At 66.8% G+C, this 24,048-nt stretch carries 20 protein-coding genes; 7 read left to right on the forward strand and 13 right to left on the reverse strand.

The annotated features are described in order from the left end of the window. Positions 1 to 11: 11 nt before the first annotated feature. From BLW00_RS01155 to rpoB, 8 genes are all read right to left on the reverse strand, one after another. Positions 12 to 221, reverse strand: coding sequence for an Rv0909 family putative TA system antitoxin (locus tag BLW00_RS01155; RefSeq protein ID WP_092547998.1), 210 nt, complete (start codon positions 219 to 221; stop codon positions 12 to 14). Between the two features lie 121 nt (positions 222 to 342). Further along, positions 343 to 1,536 (reverse strand): elongation factor Tu, encoded by a 1,194-nt coding sequence (gene tuf, locus BLW00_RS01160; RefSeq protein ID WP_092548001.1) that lies wholly within the window; start codon positions 1,534 to 1,536, stop codon positions 343 to 345. 114 nt (positions 1,537 to 1,650) lie between these two features. Beyond that, entirely contained in the window at positions 1,651 to 3,765 is a 2,115-nt protein-coding gene (gene fusA, locus BLW00_RS01165) for an elongation factor G (protein WP_092548004.1), read from the reverse strand. A 42-nt stretch (positions 3,766 to 3,807) separates the two neighbouring features. Continuing rightward, entirely contained in the window at positions 3,808 to 4,278 is a 471-nt protein-coding gene (gene rpsG, locus BLW00_RS01170) for a 30S ribosomal protein S7 (protein WP_092548007.1), read from the reverse strand. After that, a complete protein-coding gene (rpsL, locus tag BLW00_RS01175; protein WP_056734914.1) occupies positions 4,278 to 4,652 on the reverse strand; it encodes a 30S ribosomal protein S12 in 375 nt (124 codons plus the stop codon). Before rpsL ends, rpsG begins: the two co-directional genes overlap by 1 nt. Before the next feature lie 328 nt (positions 4,653 to 4,980). Continuing rightward, the gene (locus tag BLW00_RS23240) at positions 4,981 to 6,078 is read right to left on the reverse strand and encodes a hypothetical protein (protein WP_092548011.1); all 1,098 of its coding nucleotides are present in this window, start codon (positions 6,076 to 6,078) and stop codon (positions 4,981 to 4,983) included. A gap of 238 nt (positions 6,079 to 6,316) precedes the next feature. Beyond that, positions 6,317 to 10,195, reverse strand: a complete 3,879-nt coding sequence (locus tag BLW00_RS01185; RefSeq protein ID WP_092548014.1) for a DNA-directed RNA polymerase subunit beta' — start codon at positions 10,193 to 10,195, stop codon at positions 6,317 to 6,319. Positions 10,196 to 10,237: 42 nt separating this feature from the next. Continuing rightward, positions 10,238 to 13,726 (reverse strand): DNA-directed RNA polymerase subunit beta, encoded by a 3,489-nt coding sequence (gene rpoB / locus BLW00_RS01190; RefSeq protein WP_092548017.1) that lies wholly within the window; start codon positions 13,724 to 13,726, stop codon positions 10,238 to 10,240. 260 nt (positions 13,727 to 13,986) lie between these two features. Here rpoB and BLW00_RS01195 point away from each other — a divergent pair, with 260 nt between their 5' ends. The 4 genes from BLW00_RS01195 to BLW00_RS01210 all read left to right on the forward strand — a co-directional run bounded on the left by BLW00_RS01195 (position 13,987) and on the right by BLW00_RS01210 (position 17,185). Further along, entirely contained in the window at positions 13,987 to 14,874 is an 888-nt protein-coding gene (locus BLW00_RS01195) for a spermidine synthase (protein ID WP_092548020.1), read from the forward strand. A 47-nt stretch (positions 14,875 to 14,921) separates the two neighbouring features. Then, positions 14,922 to 16,076, forward strand: a complete 1,155-nt coding sequence (locus BLW00_RS01200) for a PQQ-dependent sugar dehydrogenase (RefSeq protein WP_322788323.1) — start codon at positions 14,922 to 14,924, stop codon at positions 16,074 to 16,076. A 104-nt stretch (positions 16,077 to 16,180) separates the two neighbouring features. Continuing rightward, positions 16,181 to 16,669 carry a hypothetical protein gene (locus BLW00_RS01205; protein WP_175494074.1) on the forward strand — a complete coding sequence of 163 codons (489 nt, stop codon included), beginning with the start codon at positions 16,181 to 16,183 and terminating at the stop codon, positions 16,667 to 16,669. A gap of 9 nt (positions 16,670 to 16,678) precedes the next feature. Beyond that, on the forward strand, positions 16,679 to 17,185 hold the full coding sequence (locus BLW00_RS01210; RefSeq protein ID WP_092548023.1) for a SprT-like domain-containing protein: 507 nt from the start codon (positions 16,679 to 16,681) through the stop codon (positions 17,183 to 17,185). A 48-nt stretch (positions 17,186 to 17,233) separates the two neighbouring features. Here BLW00_RS01210 and BLW00_RS01215 read toward each other — a convergent pair whose 3' ends face one another. The 3 genes from BLW00_RS01215 to BLW00_RS01225 form a co-directional block, all read right to left on the reverse strand. Beyond that, entirely contained in the window at positions 17,234 to 18,208 is a 975-nt protein-coding gene (locus tag BLW00_RS01215) for a virginiamycin B lyase family protein (RefSeq protein ID WP_092548026.1), read from the reverse strand. A 180-nt stretch (positions 18,209 to 18,388) separates the two neighbouring features. Continuing rightward, positions 18,389 to 18,691, reverse strand: coding sequence for a DUF427 domain-containing protein (locus BLW00_RS01220; protein WP_092548029.1), 303 nt, complete (start codon positions 18,689 to 18,691; stop codon positions 18,389 to 18,391). A 27-nt stretch (positions 18,692 to 18,718) separates the two neighbouring features. Beyond that, positions 18,719 to 19,300, reverse strand: coding sequence for a 2-phosphosulfolactate phosphatase (locus BLW00_RS01225; protein ID WP_092548032.1), 582 nt, complete (start codon positions 19,298 to 19,300; stop codon positions 18,719 to 18,721). Positions 19,301 to 19,359: 59 nt separating this feature from the next. Between BLW00_RS01225 and BLW00_RS01230 the strand changes: the two genes are divergently transcribed. The 3 genes from BLW00_RS01230 (at position 19,360) to BLW00_RS01240 (ending at position 22,407) form a co-directional block, all read left to right on the forward strand. Further along, on the forward strand, positions 19,360 to 19,905 hold the full coding sequence (locus tag BLW00_RS01230) for a hypothetical protein (RefSeq protein ID WP_092551771.1): 546 nt from the start codon (positions 19,360 to 19,362) through the stop codon (positions 19,903 to 19,905). Continuing rightward, the gene (locus BLW00_RS01235; protein ID WP_092548035.1) at positions 19,902 to 20,570 is read left to right on the forward strand and encodes a DUF1684 domain-containing protein; all 669 of its coding nucleotides are present in this window, start codon (positions 19,902 to 19,904) and stop codon (positions 20,568 to 20,570) included. Before BLW00_RS01230 ends, BLW00_RS01235 begins: the two co-directional genes overlap by 4 nt. A gap of 223 nt (positions 20,571 to 20,793) precedes the next feature. Then, the gene (locus BLW00_RS01240) at positions 20,794 to 22,407 is read left to right on the forward strand and encodes a DEAD/DEAH box helicase (RefSeq protein WP_092548038.1); all 1,614 of its coding nucleotides are present in this window, start codon (positions 20,794 to 20,796) and stop codon (positions 22,405 to 22,407) included. A gap of 400 nt (positions 22,408 to 22,807) precedes the next feature. Here BLW00_RS01240 and BLW00_RS01245 read toward each other — a convergent pair whose 3' ends face one another. Continuing rightward, a complete protein-coding gene (locus BLW00_RS01245; protein WP_245741176.1) occupies positions 22,808 to 23,314 on the reverse strand; it encodes a YdeI/OmpD-associated family protein in 507 nt (168 codons plus the stop codon). Positions 23,315 to 23,427: 113 nt separating this feature from the next. Then, positions 23,428 to 23,967 (reverse strand): NUDIX hydrolase family protein, encoded by a 540-nt coding sequence (locus tag BLW00_RS01250; RefSeq protein ID WP_092548044.1) that lies wholly within the window; start codon positions 23,965 to 23,967, stop codon positions 23,428 to 23,430. Positions 23,968 to 24,048: the final 81 nt, after the last annotated feature.

Below are 24,048 nucleotides of genomic sequence, written 5' to 3' on the forward strand. Positions count from 1 at the left end.
TCATTCAATACCTATTCGGTGCCGACCGCCTTGTCGGCGGCGGCACGCGCACCTTCGACCTGTTCGCCGAACTTGCCCCCGGTGACCTTGTTCACGGTGTCGGCGACGCCGTCGAGCACCTTGTCGCTGATGTCTTCGGCCTGCTCGCTCTTCAGCGCCTCCTGCACCTTGTCGTCCGACAGGAATTCCTGGGCTTTCTTCGTGATGTCGTCCAGTCCCATTTCGATCTCCTTCGATCCGGCCCCGACCTACCGAGGCGCACGAGCCCCATTGTGGCCGATCTCCCGGAAACGCGAAAGGGCCGGGCCCGAAGGCCCGACCCTGTGCGTGTGGTGCTGGAGACTACTTGTTGATCTTCGTGACGGTACCGGCACCGACGGTGCGGCCACCCTCACGGATCGCGAAGCCGAGACCCTCTTCCATCGCGATCGGCTGGATCAGCGCGACCGAGATGTCAGTGGTGTCGCCGGGCATGACCATCTCGGTGCCCTCGGGCAGCGTGATGACGCCGGTGACGTCGGTGGTGCGGAAGTAGAACTGCGGACGGTAGTTCGTGTAGAACGGGTTGTGACGGCCACCCTCGTCCTTCGACAGGATGTACGCGGTGCCCTCGAAGTCGGTGTGCGGCGTGACCGAACCCGGCTTCACGACGACCTGACCGCGCTCCACGTCTTCGCGCTTGGTGCCGCGGAGGAGCAGACCACAGTTCTCGCCGGCCCAGGCCTCGTCGAGCTGCTTGTGGAACATCTCGATACCGGTGACCGTGGTCTTCTGCGTCGGGCGGATGCCGACGATCTCGACCTCGGAGTTGATGGCGAGGGTTCCGCGCTCGGCGCGGCCGGTGACGACGGTTCCACGACCGGTGATCGTGAAGACGTCCTCGATCGGCATGAGGAACGGCTTGTCCTTGTCGCGGATCGGGTCGGGGATCGACTCGTCCACAGCGTCCATGAGGTCGAGGATGGACTGGGTCCACTTCTCGTCACCCTCGAGGGCCTTGAGGCCGGAGACGCGAACGACGGGGGCGTTGTCGCCATCGAAGTTCTGGCTCGCGAGCAGCTCGCGCACCTCGAGCTCGACGAGCTCCAGGATCTCCTCGTCGTCGACCATGTCGGCCTTGTTCAGCGCGACGAGCAGGTAGGGGACGCCGACCTGCTTGGCGAGCAGAACGTGCTCACGGGTCTGAGCCATCGGGCCGTCGGTGGCGGCGACCACGAGGATCGCGCCGTCCATCTGAGCAGCACCGGTGATCATGTTCTTGATGTAGTCGGCGTGACCAGGGGCGTCGACGTGAGCGTAGTGACGCTTGGGCGTCTCGTACTCGACGTGCGAGATGTTGATCGTGATGCCGCGCTGGCGCTCCTCAGGAGCGGAGTCGATCGACGCGAAGTCGCGCTGAACGTTGGTCGCCGACGGGAACTTGTCCGCCAGGACCTTCGAGATGGCCGCGGTAAGAGTGGTCTTACCGTGGTCAACGTGACCGATCGTTCCGATGTTGACGTGCGGCTTGGTCCGCTCGAACTTGGCCTTAGCCACTAGGTCCTCCTCAGGACTCTCATGCCGGAGTCACGGGTGCTGGATTGCATCCGGAATCAGGCGGGGGTTTGTTGATATTTTACGCGAACCTACGAGGCCCGCAGAACTCGGGTGCTACTCGCCCTTGTTCTTCTGAATGATCTCGTCGGCCACAGCCTTCGGGACCTCGGCGTAGCTTTCGAAGGCCATCGAGTACACCGCGCGGCCCGAGGTCTTCGACCTCAGGTCACCGATGTAGCCGAACATCTCCGACAGCGGGACGTGTGCACGGACGACCTTGACGCCCTGGGCGTCTTCCATCGACTGGATCTGCCCACGACGGGAGTTCAGGTCGCCGATGACGTCGCCCATGTACTCCTCGGGGGTGCGCACCTCGACGGCCATCAGCGGCTCGAGGAGAACGGGGCTGGCCTTGCGGGCCGCTTCCTTGAACGCCATCGAACCGGCGATCTTGAACGCCATCTCCGAGGAGTCGACATCGTGCGAGGCACCGTCGAGCAGTGTCGCCTTGACGCCGACCATCGGGTAACCCGCGAGCACGCCGACCTGCAGCGCATCCTGGATTCCGGCGTCGACCGAGGGGATGTACTCGCGCGGAACGCGGCCACCCGTGACCTTGTTCTCGAACTCGTACGTCTTGTCGGCCGTGACCTCGAGAGGCTCGATCGCGATCTGGATCTTCGCGAACTGGCCGGAGCCACCGGTCTGCTTCTTGTGGGTGTAGTCGTGACGCTCGACGGCCTTGCGGATCGTCTCGCGGTAGGCCACCTGCGGCTTGCCGACGTTCGCCTCGACGTTGAACTCGCGCTTCATGCGGTCGACCAGGATGTCGAGGTGGAGCTCGCCCATTCCCTTGATGACCGTCTGACCGGTCTCCTGGTTCTGCTCGGTGCGGAAGGTCGGGTCTTCTTCAGCGAGCTTCTGGATGGCGACACCCAGCTTCTCCTGGTCGGCCTTCGTCTTCGGCTCGATCGCGACCTCGATGACCGGCTCCGGGAACGTCATCGACTCGAGGACGACCTGGTTCGACGGGTCGGACAGGGTGTCACCGGTGGTGGTGTCCTTCAGGCCGATGACCGCGTAGATGTGGCCGGCGGTGACCGAGTCGACCGGGTTCTCCTTGTTGGAGTGCATCTGGAAGATCTTGCCGATGCGCTCCTTCTTGCCCTTGGTCGAGTTCATGACCTGGCCGCCGGAGTCGAGGTGACCCGAGTACACGCGGATGTAGGTCAGACGACCGAAGAAGGGGTGAACCGCGACCTTGAACGCGAGGGCCGCGAACGGGTCCTTCGGGTCGGGGTGACGCTCCACGACGACCTCTTCGTCACGGATGTCGTGGCCCTCGGTCGCCGGCACGTCGAGCGGGCTCGGCAGGTAGTCGACCACGGCATCCAGCATCGGCTGCACACCGCGGTTCTTGAACGCGGAGCCGCACAGCACGGGGTAGATCTCGCTGTTGACGGTGAGCTTGCGGATGGCGCCCTTGATCTCGGCGACCGTGAGCTCCTCACCGCCGAAGAACTTCTCGAGCAGCGCGTCGTCGGTCTCGGCGACGGTCTCCAGGAGCACCTGACGATACTCGTCGGCCTTCTCCTTGAGGTCGGCCGGGATCTCCTCGATCTCGTACTTCGCACCCATCGCGACGTCACCCTTGGAGTCGCCGCGCCAGGTCAGCGCACGCATCTCGACCAGGTCGACGACACCCTCGAAGCTCGACTCAGCACCGATGGGGAGCTGGATCACGAGGGGCTTGGCGCCCAGGCGGTTGATGATCGTGTCGACCGTGAAGTAGAAGTCGGCACCGAGCTTGTCCATCTTGTTGACGAAACAGATGCGCGGCACGTTGTACTTGTCGGCCTGACGCCACACGGTCTCGGACTGGGGCTCGACGCCCTCCTTGCCGTCGAAGACGGCGACCGCGCCGTCGAGCACGCGGAGCGAACGCTCCACCTCGACGGTGAAGTCGACGTGACCGGGGGTGTCGATGATGTTGATCTGGTTCTTGTTCCAGAAACAGGTCGTCGCAGCAGAGGTGATCGTGATGCCACGCTCCTGCTCCTGCGCCATCCAGTCCATCGTGGCGGCGCCGTCGTGCACCTCACCGATCTTGTGGGTGATGCCCGTGTAGAACAGGATGCGCTCGGTGGTGGTGGTCTTGCCGGCATCGATGTGCGCCATGATGCCGATGTTGCGGACCTTGTTCAGGTCGGTGAGCACGTCCTGTGCCACGGATATCCTCCGAAAAGTAAAAGCGGGAAAGAGGGCGAGCGACTACCAGCGGTAGTGGGCGAATGCCTTGTTCGACTCGGCCATCTTGTGGGTGTCTTCGCGACGCTTGACAGCGGCGCCCAGACCGTTCGACGCGTCGAGGATCTCGTTGGTGAGACGCTCGGTCATCGTCTTCTCGCGGCGGGCCTTCGCGTAGGAGGTGAGCCAGCGCAGTGCGAGGGTGTTGGCGCGGTGAGGCTTGACCTCGATCGGCACCTGGTAGGTCGAACCACCGACGCGGCGGCTGCGGACCTCGAGAGTCGGGCGCACGTTGTCGAGAGCCTTCTTCAAGGTGACGACCGCATCCTGGCCGTTCTTGGAGGCGACGCCTTCGAGAGCTTCGTAGACGATGCGCTCCGCGGTGGCCTTCTTGCCGTCGAGGAGGATCTTGTTGACCAGCTGGCTGACGACCGGAGCACCGTAGACCGGGTCGGCGACAACGGGACGCTTCGGGGCGGGACCCTTGCGAGGCATTACTTCTTCTCCATCTTCGCGCCGTAACGGCTGCGAGCCTGCTTGCGGTTCTTCACGGCCTGCGTGTCGAGCGCGCCGCGGATGATCTTGTAGCGAACACCGGGGAGGTCCTTCACACGACCGCCGCGGACGAGCACCATCGAGTGCTCCTGCAGGTTGTGACCCTCACCGGGGATGTAAGCGGTGACCTCGGTGCCGTTCGACAGCTTGACGCGGGCGACCTTGCGAAGCGCGGAGTTCGGCTTCTTGGGGGTGGTGGTGTACACACGGGTGCACACGCCGCGCTGCTGGGGGTTGGCCTTGAGGGCGGGCGCCTTGGTCTTGGTGACCTTCGGGGTGCGACCCTTTCGGACCAACTGCTGAATGGTTGGCACTACTTACTCCTTGTATTCGTACTGCTCGGTGTCAGTTTGCACAGTGTCTGTCGGGCACGGACATCCGCTACCCGTTCGTTCACGCCCCGCACGCGCCATTGCTGGCGTGTCGAGTTCGCTTGGATCCACCGGCGGTACAAAATGGCTCTGGTATCGCTGGCTGGAAGAGCGGTGGAGACTTTTCGGTCTGGCTTCGCTCGAAAATCTGGGCATGCAAGTATGCACACACCCGGAAAATAATAGCCTCTCAACCCTCTCGGGTCAAATACCGCCCCCTGGTGGTCATTCGTTCAGGCGAGGGGCGATCGGCAACGCGGACTCAGCGATGTTACCAGGTCGGGCTGGTAGTCGAGGCGTCGCCGTAGCCGCCTCCCGGCGTAGTGCCGTAGGCGGCTCCCGGCGCAGAGCCGTAGGCGGCTGTGGCCGCGGCGCTCGCCTCGGCCTGCTGGCGGTCGAACTCCTCGCGGGCGGCGAGGTTGCGCGCCTTGACCTTGCGGCCACGCAGCGCGATCCAGGCTCCGGCCCAGATCGAGGCCTCGCGCGCCACGATGGCGCCGGCCAGGGGGAGCGGGTCCATGACGAGCGAGCGCACGAAGTCGTACTGCTCCTGCGGCTGCAGGTTCCAGGCGTTGACGTGGATGAGAGCACCCGCGATGCCCCCGAAGTAGACCAGCACTGCCACCAGGAAGCCGCCCAACACGTAAGCCCACCAGCCGGCGCGGTTGACGATGAGCACGATCAGGATGAGCGAGATCGCGAAGACCACGATCGGCACGATGAAGGCAGCGCTGGTGAGGAACGACGAGAACGCGGAGACGTAGGCGTCGGGCTGCACGTTCGCCGAGATGACGACGAAGGCGACGGCGGCGTAGACCACGGCGAACGCGACCGTTCCGACGAGTGCGATGAGGGATCCTCCACCGCGGTTGCCGCGGGGCGTCGGCGGCACCGGAGCCATGATGGGCTGGGGAACGGGCTGATAGGGCGGCGGGTAGGCGGCACCGGCCATGGCCGCCGCAGCCGGAGGTGCGGGCGCGAAGGCGGCCGCCGGATAGGGCGTACGGGTCTGCTCTGACTCGGTGAGAGCAGGCGTGGGCTCCGACGACGTCACGACCGGCCCACCGGTCGGCTGACGCTCGTAGGCCGCGGTGGCCTGCTCGGCGACCGGAGCGTGATCGGCGACGACGTACGGCCCGCCCAACGGCTCGCGGGTGGCGCTCTCGGTCTCGATCACGTCGACCACCTCGACCCGCTCGGTGACCTCCACGGGCTCTTCCGGCGCATCCGTCGCGGTCTCGGCGCCCGCGGGGGGCTGCCAGGCCGGGAGATCGGGCAGCGGAGGCGTGGCGGGGGCCGCCGTGGCCTCGCCCTCGGGGTCGTGCTTGGGGAATTCCGGCCGGTCTTCCTGACGATCGTCGCTGCTCATGCGGCCAAAGATACCAATGCCTTCCCGCGATGCGCCGCCCTGCGGGTGGCGCGTCGCTCACTGCTCGCGCCGCCGCTCCTGCGGCGCGAGGCGACGTGTTCGGCTGAGGTCGCTGACGCGGCCTCGGCCTCACCCTGGGTCGTCGAGCGCGGCCCGCGGCTTTCCGTCTCGTTCCCTTCCAACGGCAAAGGGCCCCTCACCCTGCGGTGAGAGGCCCTTCGACGGGGTTGCCTACTTGTTAGTTGTAGGTACCAGGGGTGTAGTCGTCGCTCGAGAACGAGTCGAAGTCGACGAACGAGAGGTCGGCCTCCGAGAACACCGAGTCATCCGTGAAGATGCGGTTCGGGTAGCGCTCGGCCTTGGCCTCTTCGGTCGCCTCGACGGTGACGTTGCGGTACTTCTGGAGACCGGTTCCGGCCGGGATCAGCTTTCCGATGATCACGTTCTCCTTCAGGCCCACCAGCGGGTCGGACTTGCCCTCCATGGCGGCCTGCGTGAGAACACGCGTGGTCTCCTGGAACGACGCGGCCGACAGCCACGACTCGGTCGCGAGGGACGCCTTGGTGATACCCATGACCTCCTGGCGAGCCGATGCGGGCTTCTTGCCCTCGGCGAGAGCGGCGCGGTTCACCTCGGTGTAGCGCGACCGGTCGACGAGCTCACCGGGGAGCAGGTCGGTGTCGCCGTGCTCGACGACGGTGACCTTGCGCAGCATCTGGCGCACGATGACCTCGATGTGCTTGTCGTGGATCGGCACACCCTGCGACCGGTAGACGCCCTGCACACCGCCCACGAGGTGCTTCTGCACCTCGCGCACGCCCTTGACGCGAAGGACTTCCTTCGGGTCGACGGCGCCGACGATGATCTGCTGGCCGAGCTCCACGTGCTGCCCGTCCTCGACGAGGAGGGTGGCACGCTTCAGCACCGGGTAGGCGATCGGCTCGTCACCGTTGTCGGGCGTGAGGATGACCTTGCGGCTGCGCTCCGTGTCCTCGATGATGACGCGACCGGCGGCCTCGACGATGGGCGACGCACCCTTGGGGGTGCGGGCCTCGAAGAGCTCCTGCACGCGGGGCAGACCCTGCGTGATGTCGTCGGCCGAAGCCGATCCACCGGTGTGGAAGGTACGCATGGTGAGCTGGGTGCCGGGCTCGCCGATCGACTGGGCCGCGATGATGCCGACGGCCTCTCCGATGTCGACGAGGTTTCCGGTGGCCAGCGACCGGCCGTAGCAGGTCGCGCAGACACCGACGGCCGACTCGCAGGTCAGCACGGAGCGCACCTTGATGTTGCGCACGCCCGCGGCGACCAGCTTGTCGATGAGCACGTCTCCGACGTCGCTTCCGGCCTCGGCCACGACCTCGCCCTTCTCGTTCACCGCGTCAGCGGCGAGCGAGCGGGCGTAGACCGAGTTCTCGACGTTGGCGTCGCGCACCCAGACACCCGGAGCCTCTTCGATGGCGATCGGGAGGTCGAGACCCCTCGAGGTGCCACAGTCGGGCTCGCGGATGATGACGTCCTGCGACACGTCGACGAGACGGCGCGTGAGGTAGCCCGAGTCGGCCGTACGGAGGGCCGTGTCGGCCAGACCCTTACGGGCACCGTGCGTCGCGATGAAGTACTCCGCCACCGACAATCCCTCGCGGTACGAGGAGATGATCGGGCGAGGGATGATCTCACCCTTCGGGTTGTTCACGAGTCCACGCATACCGGCGATGTTGCGGATCTGCAGCCAGTTACCACGAGCACCGGAGGACACCATGCGGTTGATGGTGTTGTCCTTCGGGAAGTTGTCGCGCATGGCCTGCGCGACCTCTTCGGTGGCCTTGGTCCAGATCTGGATGAGCTCCTGGCGCCGCTCGAGGTCGGTCGTGAGACCCTTCTCGAACTGGCCCTGCACCTTGGCGGCCTGCTTCTCGTAGCCCGCCACGATCTCCCGCTTGTTCGGCGGCGTGAGGATGTCGGAGAGCGCCACCGTGACACCCGAGCGGGTGGCCCAGTAGAAACCGGCGTCTTTGATGCGGTCGAGCGATGCGGCGACCTCCACCTTGGGGTAGCGCTCGGCGAGATCGTTGACGATCCCGGAGAGCATCCCCTTGTCGGCGACGGCCCGGGTGAGCGGGTAGTCGGCCGGGAGCGCCTCGTTGAAGAGGGCGCGACCGAGCGAGATGTCGACCAGAACGGGTCCGTCGACGTAGCCCTCGGGGCGCTCTTCCTCGTGGAAGTGCACGTCGTTCAGGCGGATGCGGACGTTCGCGTTGAGGTCGAGCGTCTTCTGGTCGAACGCGAGGATCGCCTCGGCGATCGACGAGAACGCACGGCCTTCTCCGACGGCGCCTTCCTTGATGGTGGTGAGGTGGTGCAGACCGATGATCATGTCCTGGGTCGGCAGGGTGACCGGGCGGCCATCCGACGGCTTCAGGATGTTGTTCGACGCGAGCATCAGGATGCGGGCCTCGGCCTGGGCCTCGACCGACAGCGGCAGGTGGACGGCCATCTGGTCACCGTCGAAGTCCGCGTTGAACGCGGCACACACGAGCGGGTGCAGCTGGATCGCCTTGCCCTCGACGAGCTGAGGCTCGAAGGCCTGGATGCCGAGACGGTGCAGCGTCGGTGCGCGGTTCAGCAGCACGGGGCGCTCGCGGATGATCTCCTCGAGCACGTCCCACACCTGCGGACGGCTGCGCTCCACCATGCGCTTCGCGGCCTTGATGTTCTGAGCGTGGCTCAGGTCGATCAGGCGCTTGATCACGAACGGCTTGAACAGCTCCAGGGCCATCTGCTTGGGCAGACCGCACTGGTGCAGCTTCAGCTGCGGACCGACGATGATGACCGAACGACCCGAGTAGTCCACGCGCTTGCCCAGCAGGTTCTGGCGGAAACGACCCTGCTTTCCCTTGAGCATGTCGCTCAGGGACTTCAGGGCGCGGTTGCCGGTACCGGTGACGGGGCGACCACGGCGGCCGTTGTCGAACAGTGCGTCGACGGCCTCCTGCAGCATCCGCTTCTCGTTGTTGACGATGATCTCGGGAGCCCCGAGGTCGAGCAGACGACGCAGACGGTTGTTGCGGTTGATCACACGACGGTAGAGGTCGTTGAGGTCGGAGGTCGCGAAGCGGCCACCGTCGAGCTGCACCATCGGGCGCAGCTCCGGCGGGATGACCGGCACCACGTCGAGCACCATGGCGGCCGGCGAGTTGCCGGTCGCGAGGAACGACGAGACCACGCGCAGACGCTTGATGGCGCGGATCTTCTTCTGACCCTTGCCCTCCGAGATCTGCAGACGCAGGTTCTCGCCCTCGGTGACGAGGTCGAAGGCCTCGAGGCGCTTCTTGATGGCCTCGGCGCCCATGTAGGCCTCGAAGTACATCCCGTAGCGGTCCTGGAGCTCGTGGAAGATCGCGTCTTCCGGCTTGAGCTCACCCACCTTGAGGTTGCGGAAGTCTTCCCACACACGCTCGAGCTGGGAGATCTGGTCGTCGTAGGCCTTGCGGGCCTGCGCCATCTCCTTCTCGGCGCCATCCTTCGTGCGGCGCTTCTGATCGGCCTTGGCGCCCTCGTTCTCGAGCTCGGCGAGGTCGGTCTCGAGGCGTGCCAGACGGTCCGCGATGCGGGCGTCACGCTGGTCGGACAGGGTCTTGATCTCGAGCCGCAGCTCGTTCTCGAGGCCCGGCATGTCGGCGTGGCGGCCGTCTTCGTCGACCGAGATGATCATGTACGCGGCGAAGTAGATGACCTTCTCGAGGTCTTTCGGCGCCATGTCGAGCAGGTAGCCCAAGCGCGAGGGAACGCCCTTGAAGTACCAGATGTGGGTGACCGGAGCGGCGAGCTCGATGTGGCCCATGCGCTCACGACGCACGGAGCTCTTGGTGACCTCCACGCCGCAGCGCTCGCAGACGATGCCCTTGAAGCGCACTCGCTTGTACTTGCCGCAGGAACATTCCCAGTCACGGCTCGGCCCGAAGATCTGCTCTCCGAAGAGGCCGTCCTTCTCGGGCTTCAGCGTGCGGTAGTTGATGGTCTCGGGCTTCTTGACCTCACCGTGCGACCACTTGCGGATGTCGTCGGCCGTTGCGAGGCCGATCCGCAGCTCATCAAAAGTTGTTACGTCGAGCAATTTTCCTTCTCTCCTGGAAAAAGTCTTCTAGTGGTTGCCGGCTCAGATGTCGTCGATGGACGACGACTCGAAGCGGCTGGAGATGTTGATGCCGAGCTCTTCGGCGGCACGGAAGACCTCGTCGTCCGTGTCGCGCAGGCTGACCGCGGTGCCGTCTGCCGAGAGCACCTCGACGTTCAGGCAGAGCGACTGCATCTCCTTGATGAGCACCTTGAAGGACTCCGGGATGCCGGGCTCCTGGATGTTCTCGCCCTTGACGATCGCCTCGTAGACCTTGACGCGGCCCAGGATGTCGTCGGACTTGATGGTCAGGAGCTCCTGCAGTGCGTACGCCGCGCCATAAGCCTCGAGCGCCCACACCTCCATCTCACCGAATCGCTGTCCACCGAACTGCGCCTTACCACCCAGCGGCTGCTGCGTGATCATCGAGTACGGTCCGGTCGAACGGGCGTGGATCTTGTCGTCGACCAGGTGGTGCAGCTTCAGGATGTACATGTAGCCGACCGAGACGGGCTCCGGGTACGGCTCGCCGGAGCGGCCGTCGAAGAGCTGCGTCTTACCGGAGGAACCGATCAGTCGCTCGCCGTCACGCGTGAGCGTGGTGGAGTCGAGCAGACCTGCGATCTCCTCCTCGGAGGCACCGTCGAACACCGGGGTGGCGACCTTCGTGCCGGGAGCAGCGGAACGCGCCTGCTCGGGCAGGTTCGCGGCCCACTTCGGCTTGCCGTCGACCTCCCAGCCCTGCTTCGCGATCCACCCGAGGTGGGTCTCGAGCACCTGACCGAAGTTCATGCGGCCCGGGATACCCATCGGGTTCAGCACGATGTCGACCGGAGTTCCGTCGGCGAGGAAGGGCATGTCTTCGACGGGGAGGATCTTCGAGATGACACCCTTGTTGCCGTGGCGGCCGGCGAGCTTGTCACCCGCGGTGATCTTGCGCTTCTGGGCGATGTAGACCACGACGCGCTGGTTGACGCCCGAGCCGAGCTCGTCGTCGTTCTCGGCCGAGAACTCCTTGACGGCGATGATCGTTCCCTCTTCACCGTGAGGCACCTTGAGGCTCGTGTCGCGAACCTCGCGGGACTTCTCGTTGAAGATGGCGCGCAGCAGACGCTCCTCGGCGGAGAGCTCGGTCTCACCCTTCGGCGTGACCTTGCCCACCAGGATGTCGCCGGGACGGACCTCGGCGCCGATGCGGATGATTCCGCGCTCGTCGAGGTCGGCCAGCAGCTCCGGGCTCACGTTGGGGAGGTCACGGGTGATCTCCTCCTTGCCGAGCTTGGTGTCGCGGGCATCCACTTCGTATTCCTCGATGTGGATCGAGGAGAGCACGTCATCCTTCACCAGGTTCTGGCTGAGGATGATCGCGTCTTCGAAGTTGTGACCCTCCCACGGCATGAACGCCACGAGGAGGTTCTTGCCGAGCGCCAGCTCACCGTTCTCGGTTGCCGGGCCATCCGCGATGACCTGACCCGCTTCGATCCGCTCGCCTTCGGCGACGATCACGCGGTTGTTGTACGACGTGCCCTGGTTGGAGCGATCGAACTTGCGCAGGTAGTAGGTCTCGGTTCCGGCGTCGTCGAGCAGCACGGTGACGGAGTCGGCGGAGACCTCCTGCACCACACCGGCGTTGTTCGCGGTGACCACGTCTCCGGCGTCGATGGCGGCGAAGCCTTCCATACCGGTTCCGACCAGCGGCGACTCCGAACGGAGCAGCGGCACGGCCTGACGCTGCATGTTCGCACCCATGAGGGCGCGGTTCGCGTCGTCGTGCTCGAGGAACGGGATGAGCGAGGTCGCGACCGACACCATCTGGCGCGGCGAGACATCCATGTAGCCGATGTCCTCGTGCGGGAAGAGGTCGACCTCTCCGCCCTTCTTGCGGGCGAGCACGCGGGGCTCGGCGAACTTGGCGTCGGCCGTCAGCGGCGCGTTGGCCTGGGCGACGATGTACTCGTCTTCCTCCGACGCGGTCAGGTAGTCGATGTTCGCCGTGACCACGCCGTCGACGACGCGACGGTACGGGGTCTCGATGAAACCGAAGGAGTTGATCCGCGCGAACGAGGCGAGCGAACCGATCAGGCCGATGTTCGGGCCTTCCGGGGTCTCGATCGGGCACATGCGGCCGTAGTGCGACGGGTGAACGTCTCGCACCTCGACGCCGGCACGCTCACGGCTCAGACCACCCGGGCCCAGCGCCGAGAGACGACGCTTGTGCGTCAGACCGGCGAGGGGGTTGTTCTGGTCCATGAACTGCGACAGCTGGCTCGTTCCGAAGAACTCCTTGATCGCGGCGACGACGGGGCGCACGTTGATCAGGGTCTGCGGGGTGATGGCCTCGATGTCCTGCGTGGTCATGCGCTCGCGGACGACGCGCTCCATGCGGGACAGGCCCGTGCGGACCTGGTTCTGGATGAGCTCGCCGACAGCGCGGATGCGGCGGTTGCCGAAGTGGTCGATGTCGTCGACGTCGAGACGGATCTCGACCGGCTTGCCGTCGCGCACGCCGTTCAGCGTGGTCTGGTTGTCGTGCAGGGCCACCAGGTACTTGATCGTCGCGATGATGTCCTGGTTCGTGAGAACCGAGTCACTCAGCGGGGCGTCGATACCGAGCTTGCGGTTGATCTTGTAGCGACCCACCTTCGCCAGGTCGTAGCGCTTGGGGTTGAAGTAGAAGTTGTCGAGGAGCGCACGCGCGGCCTCGGCAGCGACCTGCTCGCCCGGACGGAGCTTGCGGTAGATGTCCTTCAGAGCCTCTTCCTTGGTGAGGATGGAGTCCTTCTCGAGGGTGGCCTCGATCGAGGCGTAGCCCTTGAACTCCTCGAGGATCTCTTCGCTCGTGAGGCCGAGGGCCTTGAGGAAGACGGTCACCGACTGCTTGCGCTTGCGGTCGATGCGCACGCCGACCTGGTCGCGCTTGTCGATCTCGAACTCGAGCCAGGCACCGCGGCTCGGGATGATGCGCGCCGAGTAGATGTCCTTGTCGGAGGTCTTCTCGGGGGTGCGCTCGAAGTACACGCCGGGGGAACGGACCAGCTGCGACACGACGACACGCTCGGTGCCGTTGATGATGAACGTGCCCTTCTCGGTCATGAGCGGGAAGTCGCCCATGAAGACCGTCTGGGTCTTGATCTCACCGGTCTGGTGGTTCATGAACTCGGCCTCGACGTAGAGGGGAGCCGCGTAGGTCTTGCCGCGCTCCTTGCACTCGTCGATGGTGTACTTCTCCGGCTCGAGGAACGGGCTGGTGAAGCTGAGCTGCATGGTCTCGCCGAGGTCTTCGATCGGAGAGATCTCCTCGAAGATCTCATCGAGACCGGAGTGGCTCGGCAGGTCTTGACGACCAGCCGCCTTGGCTTCCGCGACGCGTGCCTTCCACACGTCGTTTCCGACCAGCCAGTCGAAGCTCTCGGTCTGCAGAGCGAGCAGATCGGGAACGGTCAGCGTGTCGGTGATCTTGGCGAACGAGAGCCGTGAAGCGGCCCGACCGTTCTTGGGTGAATTGGTGGTTGCGTTGCGCGCAGCAGCCAAGGAAATAACCTCCGTGGGCCCCGTCGGGCCTAGTGTTACTGACGGTCGATGTTGTGTCGAGAACTCCGCAGACATGGTCTGAACCCGCAATATGGTTCTAGAGTGTTGCTGCACGGTATGGTGTGGAACCTGTCCGCGCGGCTGCCGACCACAATATGAAGGCATGGGTTTTCTGGGAGCGCAAAGAACCACTATAGGTGATTCGGACACGCCTGTCCAGTCGATATCTTGACCAGTTCGGATTTCTCAGGTATAACCGCGTGAAGCACACCGGCTCTCCCCCTCCCTCGCATCCCTCGGTTCGGCTCCAGGACGGGCTTCTTGCCACGATCGAAGAGGATCGTTTCCGGCCGGGATCGCAGGTTCTGATCGTCGACGGCACTCCGCAATCACACGTCGACGTCGATGACCCCACCTACCTCTCCTTCGAATACGTGCGCCGGATCGGGCACGGCATCGATCTCGTCGCGCCTCCCGGCTCACCCGTCACGGCCGTGCATCTGGGCGGCGGGGCGTTCACGCTGCCGCGCTACGTCGAGGGCACCCGCCCGGGCTCCCGCCAGCAGGTGGTGGAGATCGACAGCTCGCTGGTCTCCTTCGTCCGGGAGCACCTTCCGTTGCCACGGTCGGCGAGCATCCGGGTGCGGCACGGAGACGCGCGGGAGGTGCTCTCGAAGTTCCCACCCGGCCTGCGGGGCAGCGTCGACGTCGTCGTGGTCGACGTGTTCGCGGGGGCACGCACGCCGGCGCACGTGACGAGTGCGGAGTTCTACCAGGCCGTGGCGGACATCCTCTCCCCCACCGGGATCGTGGCCGTGAACGTCGCCGACGGTGCGGGCCTGGCCTTCGCGCGGAGCCAGGCCGCCACGCTCTCGCACGTGTTCGAGTCGGTGGCCCTTGTGGTCGATCCGCAGATGCTGAAGGCGCGGAGGTTCGGGAACGTGGTGGCGTTCGCGTCAGCGGCTCCCCTGCCGTTCGACGGGCTGCCGCGGCTGGTGGCGGGCGATCCGGTGCCGGCGAAGGTCGTCGCCGGGCGGGAGTTGCGCAACTTCATCGCTGGGGCACCCGTGTCGACCGATCAGACCTCGACGCCGTCTCCGGCTCCCGCTCGGAGCATTTTCCAGGTAGACCGGAAGAAGGCGACCTAGAGCGACGTGATGGCATGACGTCGCGGGAGGGCGAGACGATGATGAGGATGCGGACCGTCATCGGCGCGTGTGTCGCCGCCTCCGCCCTTCTGCTGACGGGCTGCAGCGGCGCGCCGGCTCCGTCACCGAGCACGTCGGTCTCCCCCGCGGCTTCATCTGCGGCATCCGCTACGCCGACGCCTACCCCGACACCGACCGCCTCGCCGGTCGAAGACCTCGGGCCGCTGGTGCCGTCGGGCGATCCGGTGCCGATCACGTCGAACCTGCCGGCACCGTGGTCGATCGCACGGCTGGCCGACGGATCGCTCCTGGTCAGCGAGCGCGACACGGGAGTGATCGTCGAGATCGTGGGCGGCGCGGCCGTGCCGGTGACCACCGTTCCCGGAGTGGCGGCCGCGGGAGAAGGCGGACTGCTGGGCCTCGCGGCGCCGGAGGACGCATCCGGCAGCTATCTGTACGCCTACTTCACCTCCGACACCGACAACCGAGTCGTGCGGATGCCGCTGGCCGGGTCGGCGGGGGCGCACACGCTGGGCGCGCCGTCGGACGTGCTGACCGGGTTGCCGAAGGCCTCGAACCACAACGGCGGGCGGATCGCGTTCGGGCCCGACGGCATGCTCTACGTCACCGCGGGCGACGCGAGCAACGGGTCGAACGCGCAGACGCTCGACTCGCTCGGGGGCAAGATCCTGCGGGTGACGCCGACCGGGGCCGTGCCCGCCGACAATCCCTTTCCAGGTTCTCCCGTCTGGACGCTCGGGCACCGCAACCCGCAGGGCATCGCCTGGGCCGCCGACGGCACCATGTGGGCCGCGGAATTCGGGCAGGACACCTGGGACGAGATCAACCGCATCACTCCGGGCTCGAACTACGGCTGGCCGGTCGTGGAGGGGCTCGCCGGCGACCCCGCGTTCGTCGATCCGATCGTGCAGTGGCCCACGGATGACGCCTCGCCCTCCGGGATCGCAGTGGTGGGCGACACGATCTTCATGGCCGCACTCGGCGGCGAACGGCTCTGGACGATCGGCTTCGACGGCACCGCGGCCGAATGGTACGGCGGCGGGCAGCTCGGGCGGGTGCGCGACGTGGTGCGCGGCCCCGGCTCGACGGTGTATCTGCTCACGAACAACACCGATGGGCGCGGTTCGCCGCGGCCGGGCGACGACGTGCTGTACCAAGTGAATCTGGTGCCTGCGGGGTGAGTCGCGACCCTCGATCGAGGCGCGGCAAGTACCCTTGACGCGACGGGACCCGAACCCCGACACAGCACCTGGAGCACGAACTGAGCATCATCACCGGTTACGACATGACCACCCTTCGCGAGAAGGTCGATCTCGACGCCGTGAACGAGCGGCTCGAGGAACTCGGCAAGCTCCGGAGTCTCTCCGCGCTGAACGAGAAGGTCGTGCTGCTCCGCCTCAGCGGGCAGCTCGACGAGGCGTTCGTCGTCGCGAACGAGGCCGTGCGTCAGGCGCGCTTCTCGGGCGACCGGGAGCAGGCGCTGGGAGCGCGCATCCGTCGCGCTCAGGTGCAGCAGTACCAGGGTAAGTACGCGGCGGCGCTGCAGGAGCTCTCGCTCTGCGTCGAGGAGGCGCAGACGCACGAGTGGGGTTCGCTCGAGGCCACCGCCACGCTCAGCCGGGGCAAGGTGCACTTCGAGATGAAGGAGTTCGAGCCGGCGCTCGTGGACTTCAAGGCGGCCGTGTTCCTGATGGAGCGGCTCGGAGCATCCATCGACCAGCTGGAGAGCTCACTCGTGGCCGTTGCCGTGACCGAATCGTTCCTGACGGCCTAGGCTCTCCCGGTGGCTGATCTCACGCGCGTGACGACCTGGGCGAACGCCCTGATCGCTCTGCATCTGGATGCGCGGGTGTGGTCGTTCGGCTTCGACAACGCCAAGACGCGGGCCGGGCAGTGCAACTACACGGCGCACCGGATCACGGTGTCGCGGTATCTCGCGGCGCGATACGAGGACGACGAGATCCACCAGATCCTGCTGCACGAGGTGGCGCACGCGTTGGCCGGGTCGTCTGCGGCTCACGGGCCGCGCTGGGTGGCGATCGCGCGGGAGATCGGATACGAGGGGTCGCGGCTGCACGACGGAACGCGGGCCGATGAGCTGGCGCCCTGGGTGGGGCGTTGCCCGGCCGGGCACGAGTTCTATCGGCACCGGCGGCCAGCGGCTCGGCTCTCGTGCAGCCTCTGCGCTCGCGGCTTCAGCTCGGCGCACCTGATCACCTGGACGCGTCGCGACGTGGCGGCGGCCCGCCGCTCGGTGCAGCGGGCCGCACGCGCCCAGCGCTCCGCCTGAGCCCCGGTCAGTCGGTTCGTTCTCCGGGGCGGCTGGTCGTCGGGTGGATCAGCTCCAGACGAGGGAGTGGCGGGACTGGTCGGAGTACCAGACGGAGCCGTTCGGAGCGACCGCCAGCCGGGTTGGCGAGGTTGCTGCGAAGGGACGCTGATAGGTGACCGTTCCGGTCAGATCGACCCTGCCGATGCCGCGATCCGCATCGATGAAGTAGAGCTGGGCGAATTCGCCCGCCGCGAGGTGGTGAGGTCGAACAGTCGCGCCGGTTCCTGGATCGAGGGGGAGCTCCGCGACGGAGAAGTCGAGTCCGACGTGAAGGATGGCGTCGTTGGCACCCAGCCAGAGCGCTCCGTCTCGGGCGACCGTAAGGTCGGTGAGACCAGCGTGGCCCGTGTCGACCGTGTCATACGTTCGGGCGATCGGGTCGAGGCGACCGACCAGCGACGTACCGTCGACCACGAACCAGAGAGCGCCGTCGGACGCAGCCGTCATCGACAACACGATGCCTGGTAAAGGAACGGGCATATACCTAATGGTTCCCGCGGAATCGATATTTCCGAGGCTCTCCTCGAGGGGATCGCTGAACCAGACTCTCCCATCGGCGCCCACGGTGAGCCCGTAGGCCGTATGTGACAGGCCGGCCAGAGGGAAGAAGTCCACGTCCCCCGTCGATGGATCGAGCCGGCCGATCGATGCGGAACCCAGATCGGCGAACCAGAGAGTTCCGTCGGAAGTCAGAACGGCGTCGAGCGGGTATCGCGGTGCGGGCCCGAGCGTGAAACCCGCCTCGGTTCCGGTCGCCGGGTCGTAGCGCACGAGACGATTCGTGGCCCACTCGGAATACCAGGCGCGGTTCAGGTCGTCGACGAGCAGGAGGACTGGCTCATCGCCCGACGCGGTCGGAACCTCATGCCACAGCGCGTAGCTTCCCGGAGCCGGCCAGGGTTCGACCGCCTGAGCCGGAGCGGCGACGGACGCCAGCGCCACCGCCACCGCCGAGGCGATCAGTGCGACCCCCGCGGCCATGGCGGTGACGATGCGGTGTCGACGGCGCGCTCGCGGTGAGGAGGCTGTGGGGACTGCGGATGGCAGAGACAACGACTAACTCCTCGGATCGCGTGAAAGCTCGCACGTCAGGCGGCTTCCCCCACGATATTCGAGGATTTCTCAGATGAAGCGTGAGTAGTTGTTACTCGACTTCTGAGGTCAGTCGGTGACCTGGACTTCTTTCCAGAAGGCCACGTAGTTGCTGAAGTCCTTGCCGACACGGTCGAACGCGGTGGGATAGGGCTGCGGATAGCTCCACGCCCGATCCTGCAGCGACGCGTCGCCGTCTTTCACGTTGAAGTACTGGCACTCGCCCTTCCACGGGCAGGTGTACGGAGTCGGGCTCTTCTCGAGGAGCTCCGCGTTCACGCTCGACGGCGGGAAATACCAGTTCCCCTCGATCGCGATCAGGTCTTCTTTGGGTGCTTCGGCGATGACGGTGCCGCCCAGGACTGCCTTCATATGGTGACCTCCAATGTCACCACAACGCTACGCCCTGTCGGCGGTCCGGATGCTGTCGATCCGATCCGAGCTGTCGATCGCGGTCACCGCGGTGACGTCGGCGGCGAGGCCCCGCCCGATCCACTCCTGGCCGGCCGCCGAGGCCGAGACGAGATGGCCGACAGCGCCACGCAGACCCGTGAACGCGGCACAGGCAGCAGCGGCCTCGGGCGAGGAGTAGTCGATTCCGAGGGTCGCGAGGGCATCGACGATCGCGCCCGCGAGCAGGAAGTCCTCGACCGCGAACTGTCCGTCGGCACGCGCGGGGGTGACGATCGCCACCATCGCGCGATCTCCCCGTCGCGTCTGCTCGTCGAGCACAGCACGGGCCACGGCCGTGCGCATGCGGAAATCGCCCGCGAGGAGGAGAACGTCACGACCTTCCGTGAGGAGGTTCGTATCACCCTCCCCCTCCCGAAGCGCGTCCGCGACCACGACCACGTGCGCGTCGGCGACGAGCGCGGCGACGGCGACCGGATCGGATGTCCGCACCCCGACGTGCAATCGCACCTGATAGCGGGACTGCGACAAGACGGGCACGGAGGCAGCGGCATCGGGGAGGCTGTGCATCCGTCGATTTTACGAGTCAGGAGCTTGGCCCGGCGAACCGGGCGGGAGAGACTGGAGTGGTGCGCGTGCTGCTGAAGTTGATCCTCGACTGCGATCCCGATGCGGCGTGGCGCGCGATCCGCAGCCCTGCTGTGTTCCGCGAGGTGTCGAGTCCGCTCGTGGAGATCGAATCGCTCGCCGCCGACGGGTTCCCGACCGTGTGGGAGCCGGGTCAGCATCCGGTCGTCATGCGCGGCGGAGGCGTCATCCCGATGGGTAAGCAGATCATCCGGCTGACCTTCGAATCCGCGCAGCGGGGCGACGTGCGCATCCTGCACGACTCGGGTCAGGGTGTGACGGGAGCGGTGAGCGCGATCCGGCTCTGGGACCACAGGATGGCGATCGCCCCCGATCCGGCCGACACCGGGAAGACGCTCTACCGCGACCAGCTGATCGTGGGCGCCGGCCTACTCACGCCGGTCGCCTGGTACAGCCTCTGGGCGTTCTGGCAGTGGCGCGGGCGCAAGCTCCGGGCGCTGGCGCCCACCTGGGCCTATGACTTCCCCGCACCGGATGACGCATCCGAACCCGTGCCGGAGGAGACGATTGTGAAGGACAAGACATGAACGCACGGGCCACGACCGCACTCGAGACGGCCGACTGGCGTCGACGCGTGTTCAGCATCTACGAAGAGGTGCGGCGCCTGCGCGGAGCGGATGCCGTGGAAGCCCACGAATTCTGGCGCGAGGCGCGCGACGACCTGTTCCGCCTGCATCCGGCCTCCCCACTGCTGCCTGAGGATCTCGAGGGCTTCGGCGGCCTGCCCATCGCACCCTACGACCCGGCGTGGAGCTTCGAGGTGGAGATCGACGAGGTCGCCGACGACGACCCGCGCCCCCGCCACTTCGACTTCGAGACGGGCACCGACGGCGTCGTGCCCTTCGACCTGCTCGGCATCGCGCGCATCGAGGGCGTCGGCACCCTCGACGTCTGGCGACTCACCTCCTACGGCGGCGGCCTCTTCATCCCGGTGAAGGATGCGCTGGCCGGCAAGCCGAACGGGACCTACGGCGGCGGTCGCTACCTCGTCGACACGATCAAGGGGGCGAGTCTCGACCAGAACGTGGTGCTCGGCGTGGGCAGCAGCTCGACGCTCGTGCTCGACTTCAACTTCGCCTACAACCCCTCGTGCGCCTACGACCCCGCCTGGGCCTGCCCCCTTGCCCAGCCGGGCAACCGCGTGCCTGTGGAAATACCCGTCGGTGAGAGCTACCCGGGAGACGTGCACTAGGCTGGAGGTACTCGTGGGCTCGACAGAGAGTCCCGTGCGTCGAAAGAACGCTCCCTCTTCACTCTGATCCAGGAACCGTCGTCACAGCATCGCTGTCGTCGGGGCGGGTCATTTGCAGATACTTCTTGCGGCGAACGGATGCACCGTCGGTGCGTTCGCCAAACATCCGAGTGAGCCTTCTTTCCAGCTGTGCGCACCGGACTGATGCCTGAAAGGCACCACGTTGTCCAACACCCCCTCATCCTTCAGCACGCTCGGCGTGCCCGCTCCCCTCGTCGCCTCGCTCACCGCGAGCGGCATCGTGGAGCCGTTCCCGATCCAGGTCGACACCCTCCCCGACACTCTCAACGGCCGCGACGTGCTCGGCCGCGGCAAGACCGGCTCCGGCAAGACCCTGGCCTTCTCCATCCCGATGGTCGCCCGTCTGGCCGGCCAGCTCGCCGGCGGCAAGCGCCACCCCGGCCACCCCGTCGGTCTCATCCTCGCGCCGACCCGTGAACTCGCCACCCAGATCGACGCGGTGCTCGCGCCGCTCGCCAAGGTCTACAACATGACCACCACCACCATCTTCGGCGGCGTCTCGCAGGGCCGTCAGGTCACCGCGCTGAAGGCCGGCGTCGACATCGTCGTGGCCTGCCCCGGGCGCCTCGAAGACCTCATGAAGCAGGGCTTCGTGTCGCTCGACGCGGTGGAGATCACCGTGCTCGACGAGGCCGACCACATGGCCGACCTCGGCTTCCTGCCGGTCGTCACCCGCATCCTCGACAAGACCCCGCAGTCGGGTCAGCGACTGCTCTTCTCCGCCACCCTCGACAACGGCGTGGACAAGCTCGTGCGCAAGTTCCTCCACAACGAGGTGCTGCACTCGGTCGACGAGGCCAACTCCCCCGTCGCCGCGATGACGCACCACGTGTTCGAGACCGAGTCGGTCGAGTCGAAGCGCGTTCTCGTCGAGAAGCTGGCCTCCGGAACCGGGCGCCGCATCCTCTTCATGCGCACCAAGCACCATGCCAAGAAGCTCGCGAAGCAGCTGACGGATGCCGGCATCCCCTCGGTCGACCTGCACGGCAACCTCTCGCAGGTGGCCCGAGACCGCAACCTGGCGGCGTTCTCGGCCGGCACCGTGCGCGTGCTCGTGGCGACGGATGTCGCGGCCCGCGGTGTGCACGTCGACGACATCGAGCTCGTCATCCACGTCGACCCGCCGGCGGAGCACAAGGCGTACCTGCACCGCTCGGGCCGTACCGCTCGTGCCGGCTCGGCCGGCGACGTCGTGACGATCATGCTCCCGGCTCAGCGCAAGGACGTGAAGGATCTGCTCCGCAAGGCTGCCATCACCGTCACGCCTGAGGCCGTCTCGGCCGACTCGGCGTCGGTCAACGCCCTCGTCGGCGAGGTCGCCGCGTATGTGAAGCCGGCTCCGCGCACCACGAACCAGCTGCCGGCATCCGGTCAGCCGCGTCGTGGTGGGCAGGGCGCCTCCGGGCGGGGCAATGGCGGTGCCAACGGCGGCGGCTCGCAGGGCGCCAACGCTCAGCGCAAGCGCGCGCGCCGCGACGGTGAAGGCCAGGGCCAGGGCGCGGGTTCGCGCTCCGGTCAGGGCGCGGGTTCGTCGGGCGGCCGCGGTCGCGGCGGCAACGGCGGCGGTGCCGCCGGCGGCAGCCGCTCCTTCTACAGCACCTCGACCGATCGCCCGGCATCGGGCTCCGGCGAGAGCGGCGGACGCCGTGGCGGCCAGGGCGGATCCGGTTCGGCTGCGGCCGGTTCCGACCGCCCCCGCTCCTCGGCCGCGTCGTTCTCGGCGGGCAGCAACGGCGGCCGTCGCCGCTCGCGCTAGCTGCCTCGGGGGCCGTGCTGCGCGCGGCCTCCTCGGGCAGCGCCGGTCCCTGTCCGGCGCCGCGCGACATGTTCGCGAGCGGTCGCAAGCGGCCGCGCGCTCGCCCTGGGTCGTCGAGCGCGGCCTGCAGCGTGCCATCGCGTTCCCGCGCTTTGGGTCAAATCGAGTCGCCAAGACACGCCGTACCCGCAGCCGAGATACCGACCGTTCTTGGCGAACGGGTGACGGCAGCCTTGGCGAAAGCCGCAGGCCGCGCTCAGACGACCCAGGGTGAGGCCGAGGCCGCGTCAGCGACCTCAGCCGAACATGTCGCCTCGCGCCGCAGTAGCGGCGGCGCGAGCAACGAGGGCCCGCCCAGCCGAAGGCCGGGCGAGCCCGGGAACTGGCGAAGCGGTACCCCTCAGGTCTTAGGCGCAGACTGCGGGTACACCGTCTCGTGCCGCGCCAGTTGCTCCACGAAGCCCTCGATGCGGCGGGCCCGCGTCTCGGGGCGCTTGGCGTTGACCGTGCGGAAGAGGATCGCGTAGCGGTTCTGAGCCGAGAGGGTGGCGAAGAACGCCTTCGCCTCGGGGTTCGCGTCGAGGGCGGCGACGAGGTCGTCGGGCACTTCGATGTTCTTCGACGAGGCGTAGGCCGCATCCCACCGGCCGTCGGCCTTGGCCCGTTCGATCTCGCGGAAGCCGCCGTCGCGCATCCGCCCCGCCTCGGTCAGCGCGGCGACCTTCACCCGGTTGATCTGCGACCAGAGGCTCTTGGACCGCCTCGGCGTGAACGTCTGCAGGAAGTAGTCGTCGTCGAAGGCGTTGCGGCGTGCGTCGATCCAGCCGTGGCAGAGGGCGACATCGAGCGCGTCGAGATGGCTCACCGTGGTGTGCGAACTGCCCTTCTTGGCAATGGCGAGGCGCACACCGTCGGAGGAGTCATAGTTCGCGGCGAGCCACGCCTCCCAGGCAGCGGCATCTGCGAAGTAGTGGATGTCTCGCTCGTCGATGATCGCCTCCCCGGTGGATGTCTCCGAGGCTAGGGCAGACGTCCGACAGAGGCCAGTGCCGACCGCAGCAGGCTGCCGCGACCGCCCTCCATCTCGGCCGAGATGGCCTCGGCCGCCGCCTCCTCGGGCGTCATCCAGGTGAGCTCGAGCGCATCCTGCCGCGGCTCGCAGGTGCCGGTGACCGGAACCACGTAGGCCAGCGAGACCGCGTGCTGACGCTCGTCGTAGTAGGCCGAGACACCCGGGAGCGGGAAGTACTCTGCCACCTGGAACGGAACCGGACTCGCCGGCAGCTGCGGGAAAGCCATCGGCCCGAGGTCTTTCTCGAGGTGACGGAAGAGCGCGTCGCGGAGCGTCTCGCCGTACATCACACGGCCGGAGACGAGCGTGCGCGTGATGGTTCCGCTCGATCCGACCCGCAGCAGCACACCCACCTCGACCACCTGGCCGAGCCCGTCGACGCGCACCGGCACGGCCTCGACGTAGAGCAGCGGAAGGCGCTGCCGGATCTCTGCGAGTTCACTGTCGCTCAGCCAGCCGGAGTTGGGGTCGGGGGTGCGAACGCTCATAGTCCATTCTTACCCGCTCGCCCGGCACCCGGGTGCGCGACAGGCCCCCGATTACGCCGACGGCGAGAGACGATGCCGATG

It is taken from the genome of Herbiconiux ginsengi (genome assembly GCF_900107435.1).
In the GTDB taxonomy this organism is placed as follows: domain Bacteria; phylum Actinomycetota; class Actinomycetes; order Actinomycetales; family Microbacteriaceae; genus Herbiconiux; species Herbiconiux ginsengi.

Coding starts and splice junctions, on each gene's coding strand:
- BLW00_RS01155 (WP_092547998.1), bottom strand. CDS start 221: ATGGGACTGGACGACATCACGAAGAAAGCCCAGGAATTCCTGTCGGAC.
- rpsG (WP_092548007.1), bottom strand. CDS start 4,278: ATGCCTCGCAAGGGTCCCGCCCCGAAGCGTCCCGTTGTCGCCGACCCG.
- BLW00_RS23240 (WP_092548011.1), bottom strand. CDS start 6,078: ATGAGCAGCGACGATCGTCAGGAAGACCGGCCGGAATTCCCCAAGCAC.
- BLW00_RS01200 (WP_322788323.1), top strand. CDS start 14,922: ATGCGGACCGTCATCGGCGCGTGTGTCGCCGCCTCCGCCCTTCTGCTG.
- BLW00_RS01205 (WP_175494074.1), top strand. CDS start 16,181: ATGACCACCCTTCGCGAGAAGGTCGATCTCGACGCCGTGAACGAGCGG.
- BLW00_RS01215 (WP_092548026.1), bottom strand. CDS start 18,208: ATGGCCGCGGGGGTCGCACTGATCGCCTCGGCGGTGGCGGTGGCGCTG.
- BLW00_RS01220 (WP_092548029.1), bottom strand. CDS start 18,691: ATGAAGGCAGTCCTGGGCGGCACCGTCATCGCCGAAGCACCCAAAGAA.
- BLW00_RS01225 (WP_092548032.1), bottom strand. CDS start 19,300: ATGCACAGCCTCCCCGATGCCGCTGCCTCCGTGCCCGTCTTGTCGCAG.
- BLW00_RS01235 (WP_092548035.1), top strand. CDS start 19,902: ATGAACGCACGGGCCACGACCGCACTCGAGACGGCCGACTGGCGTCGA.
- BLW00_RS01250 (WP_092548044.1), bottom strand. CDS start 23,967: ATGAGCGTTCGCACCCCCGACCCCAACTCCGGCTGGCTGAGCGACAGT.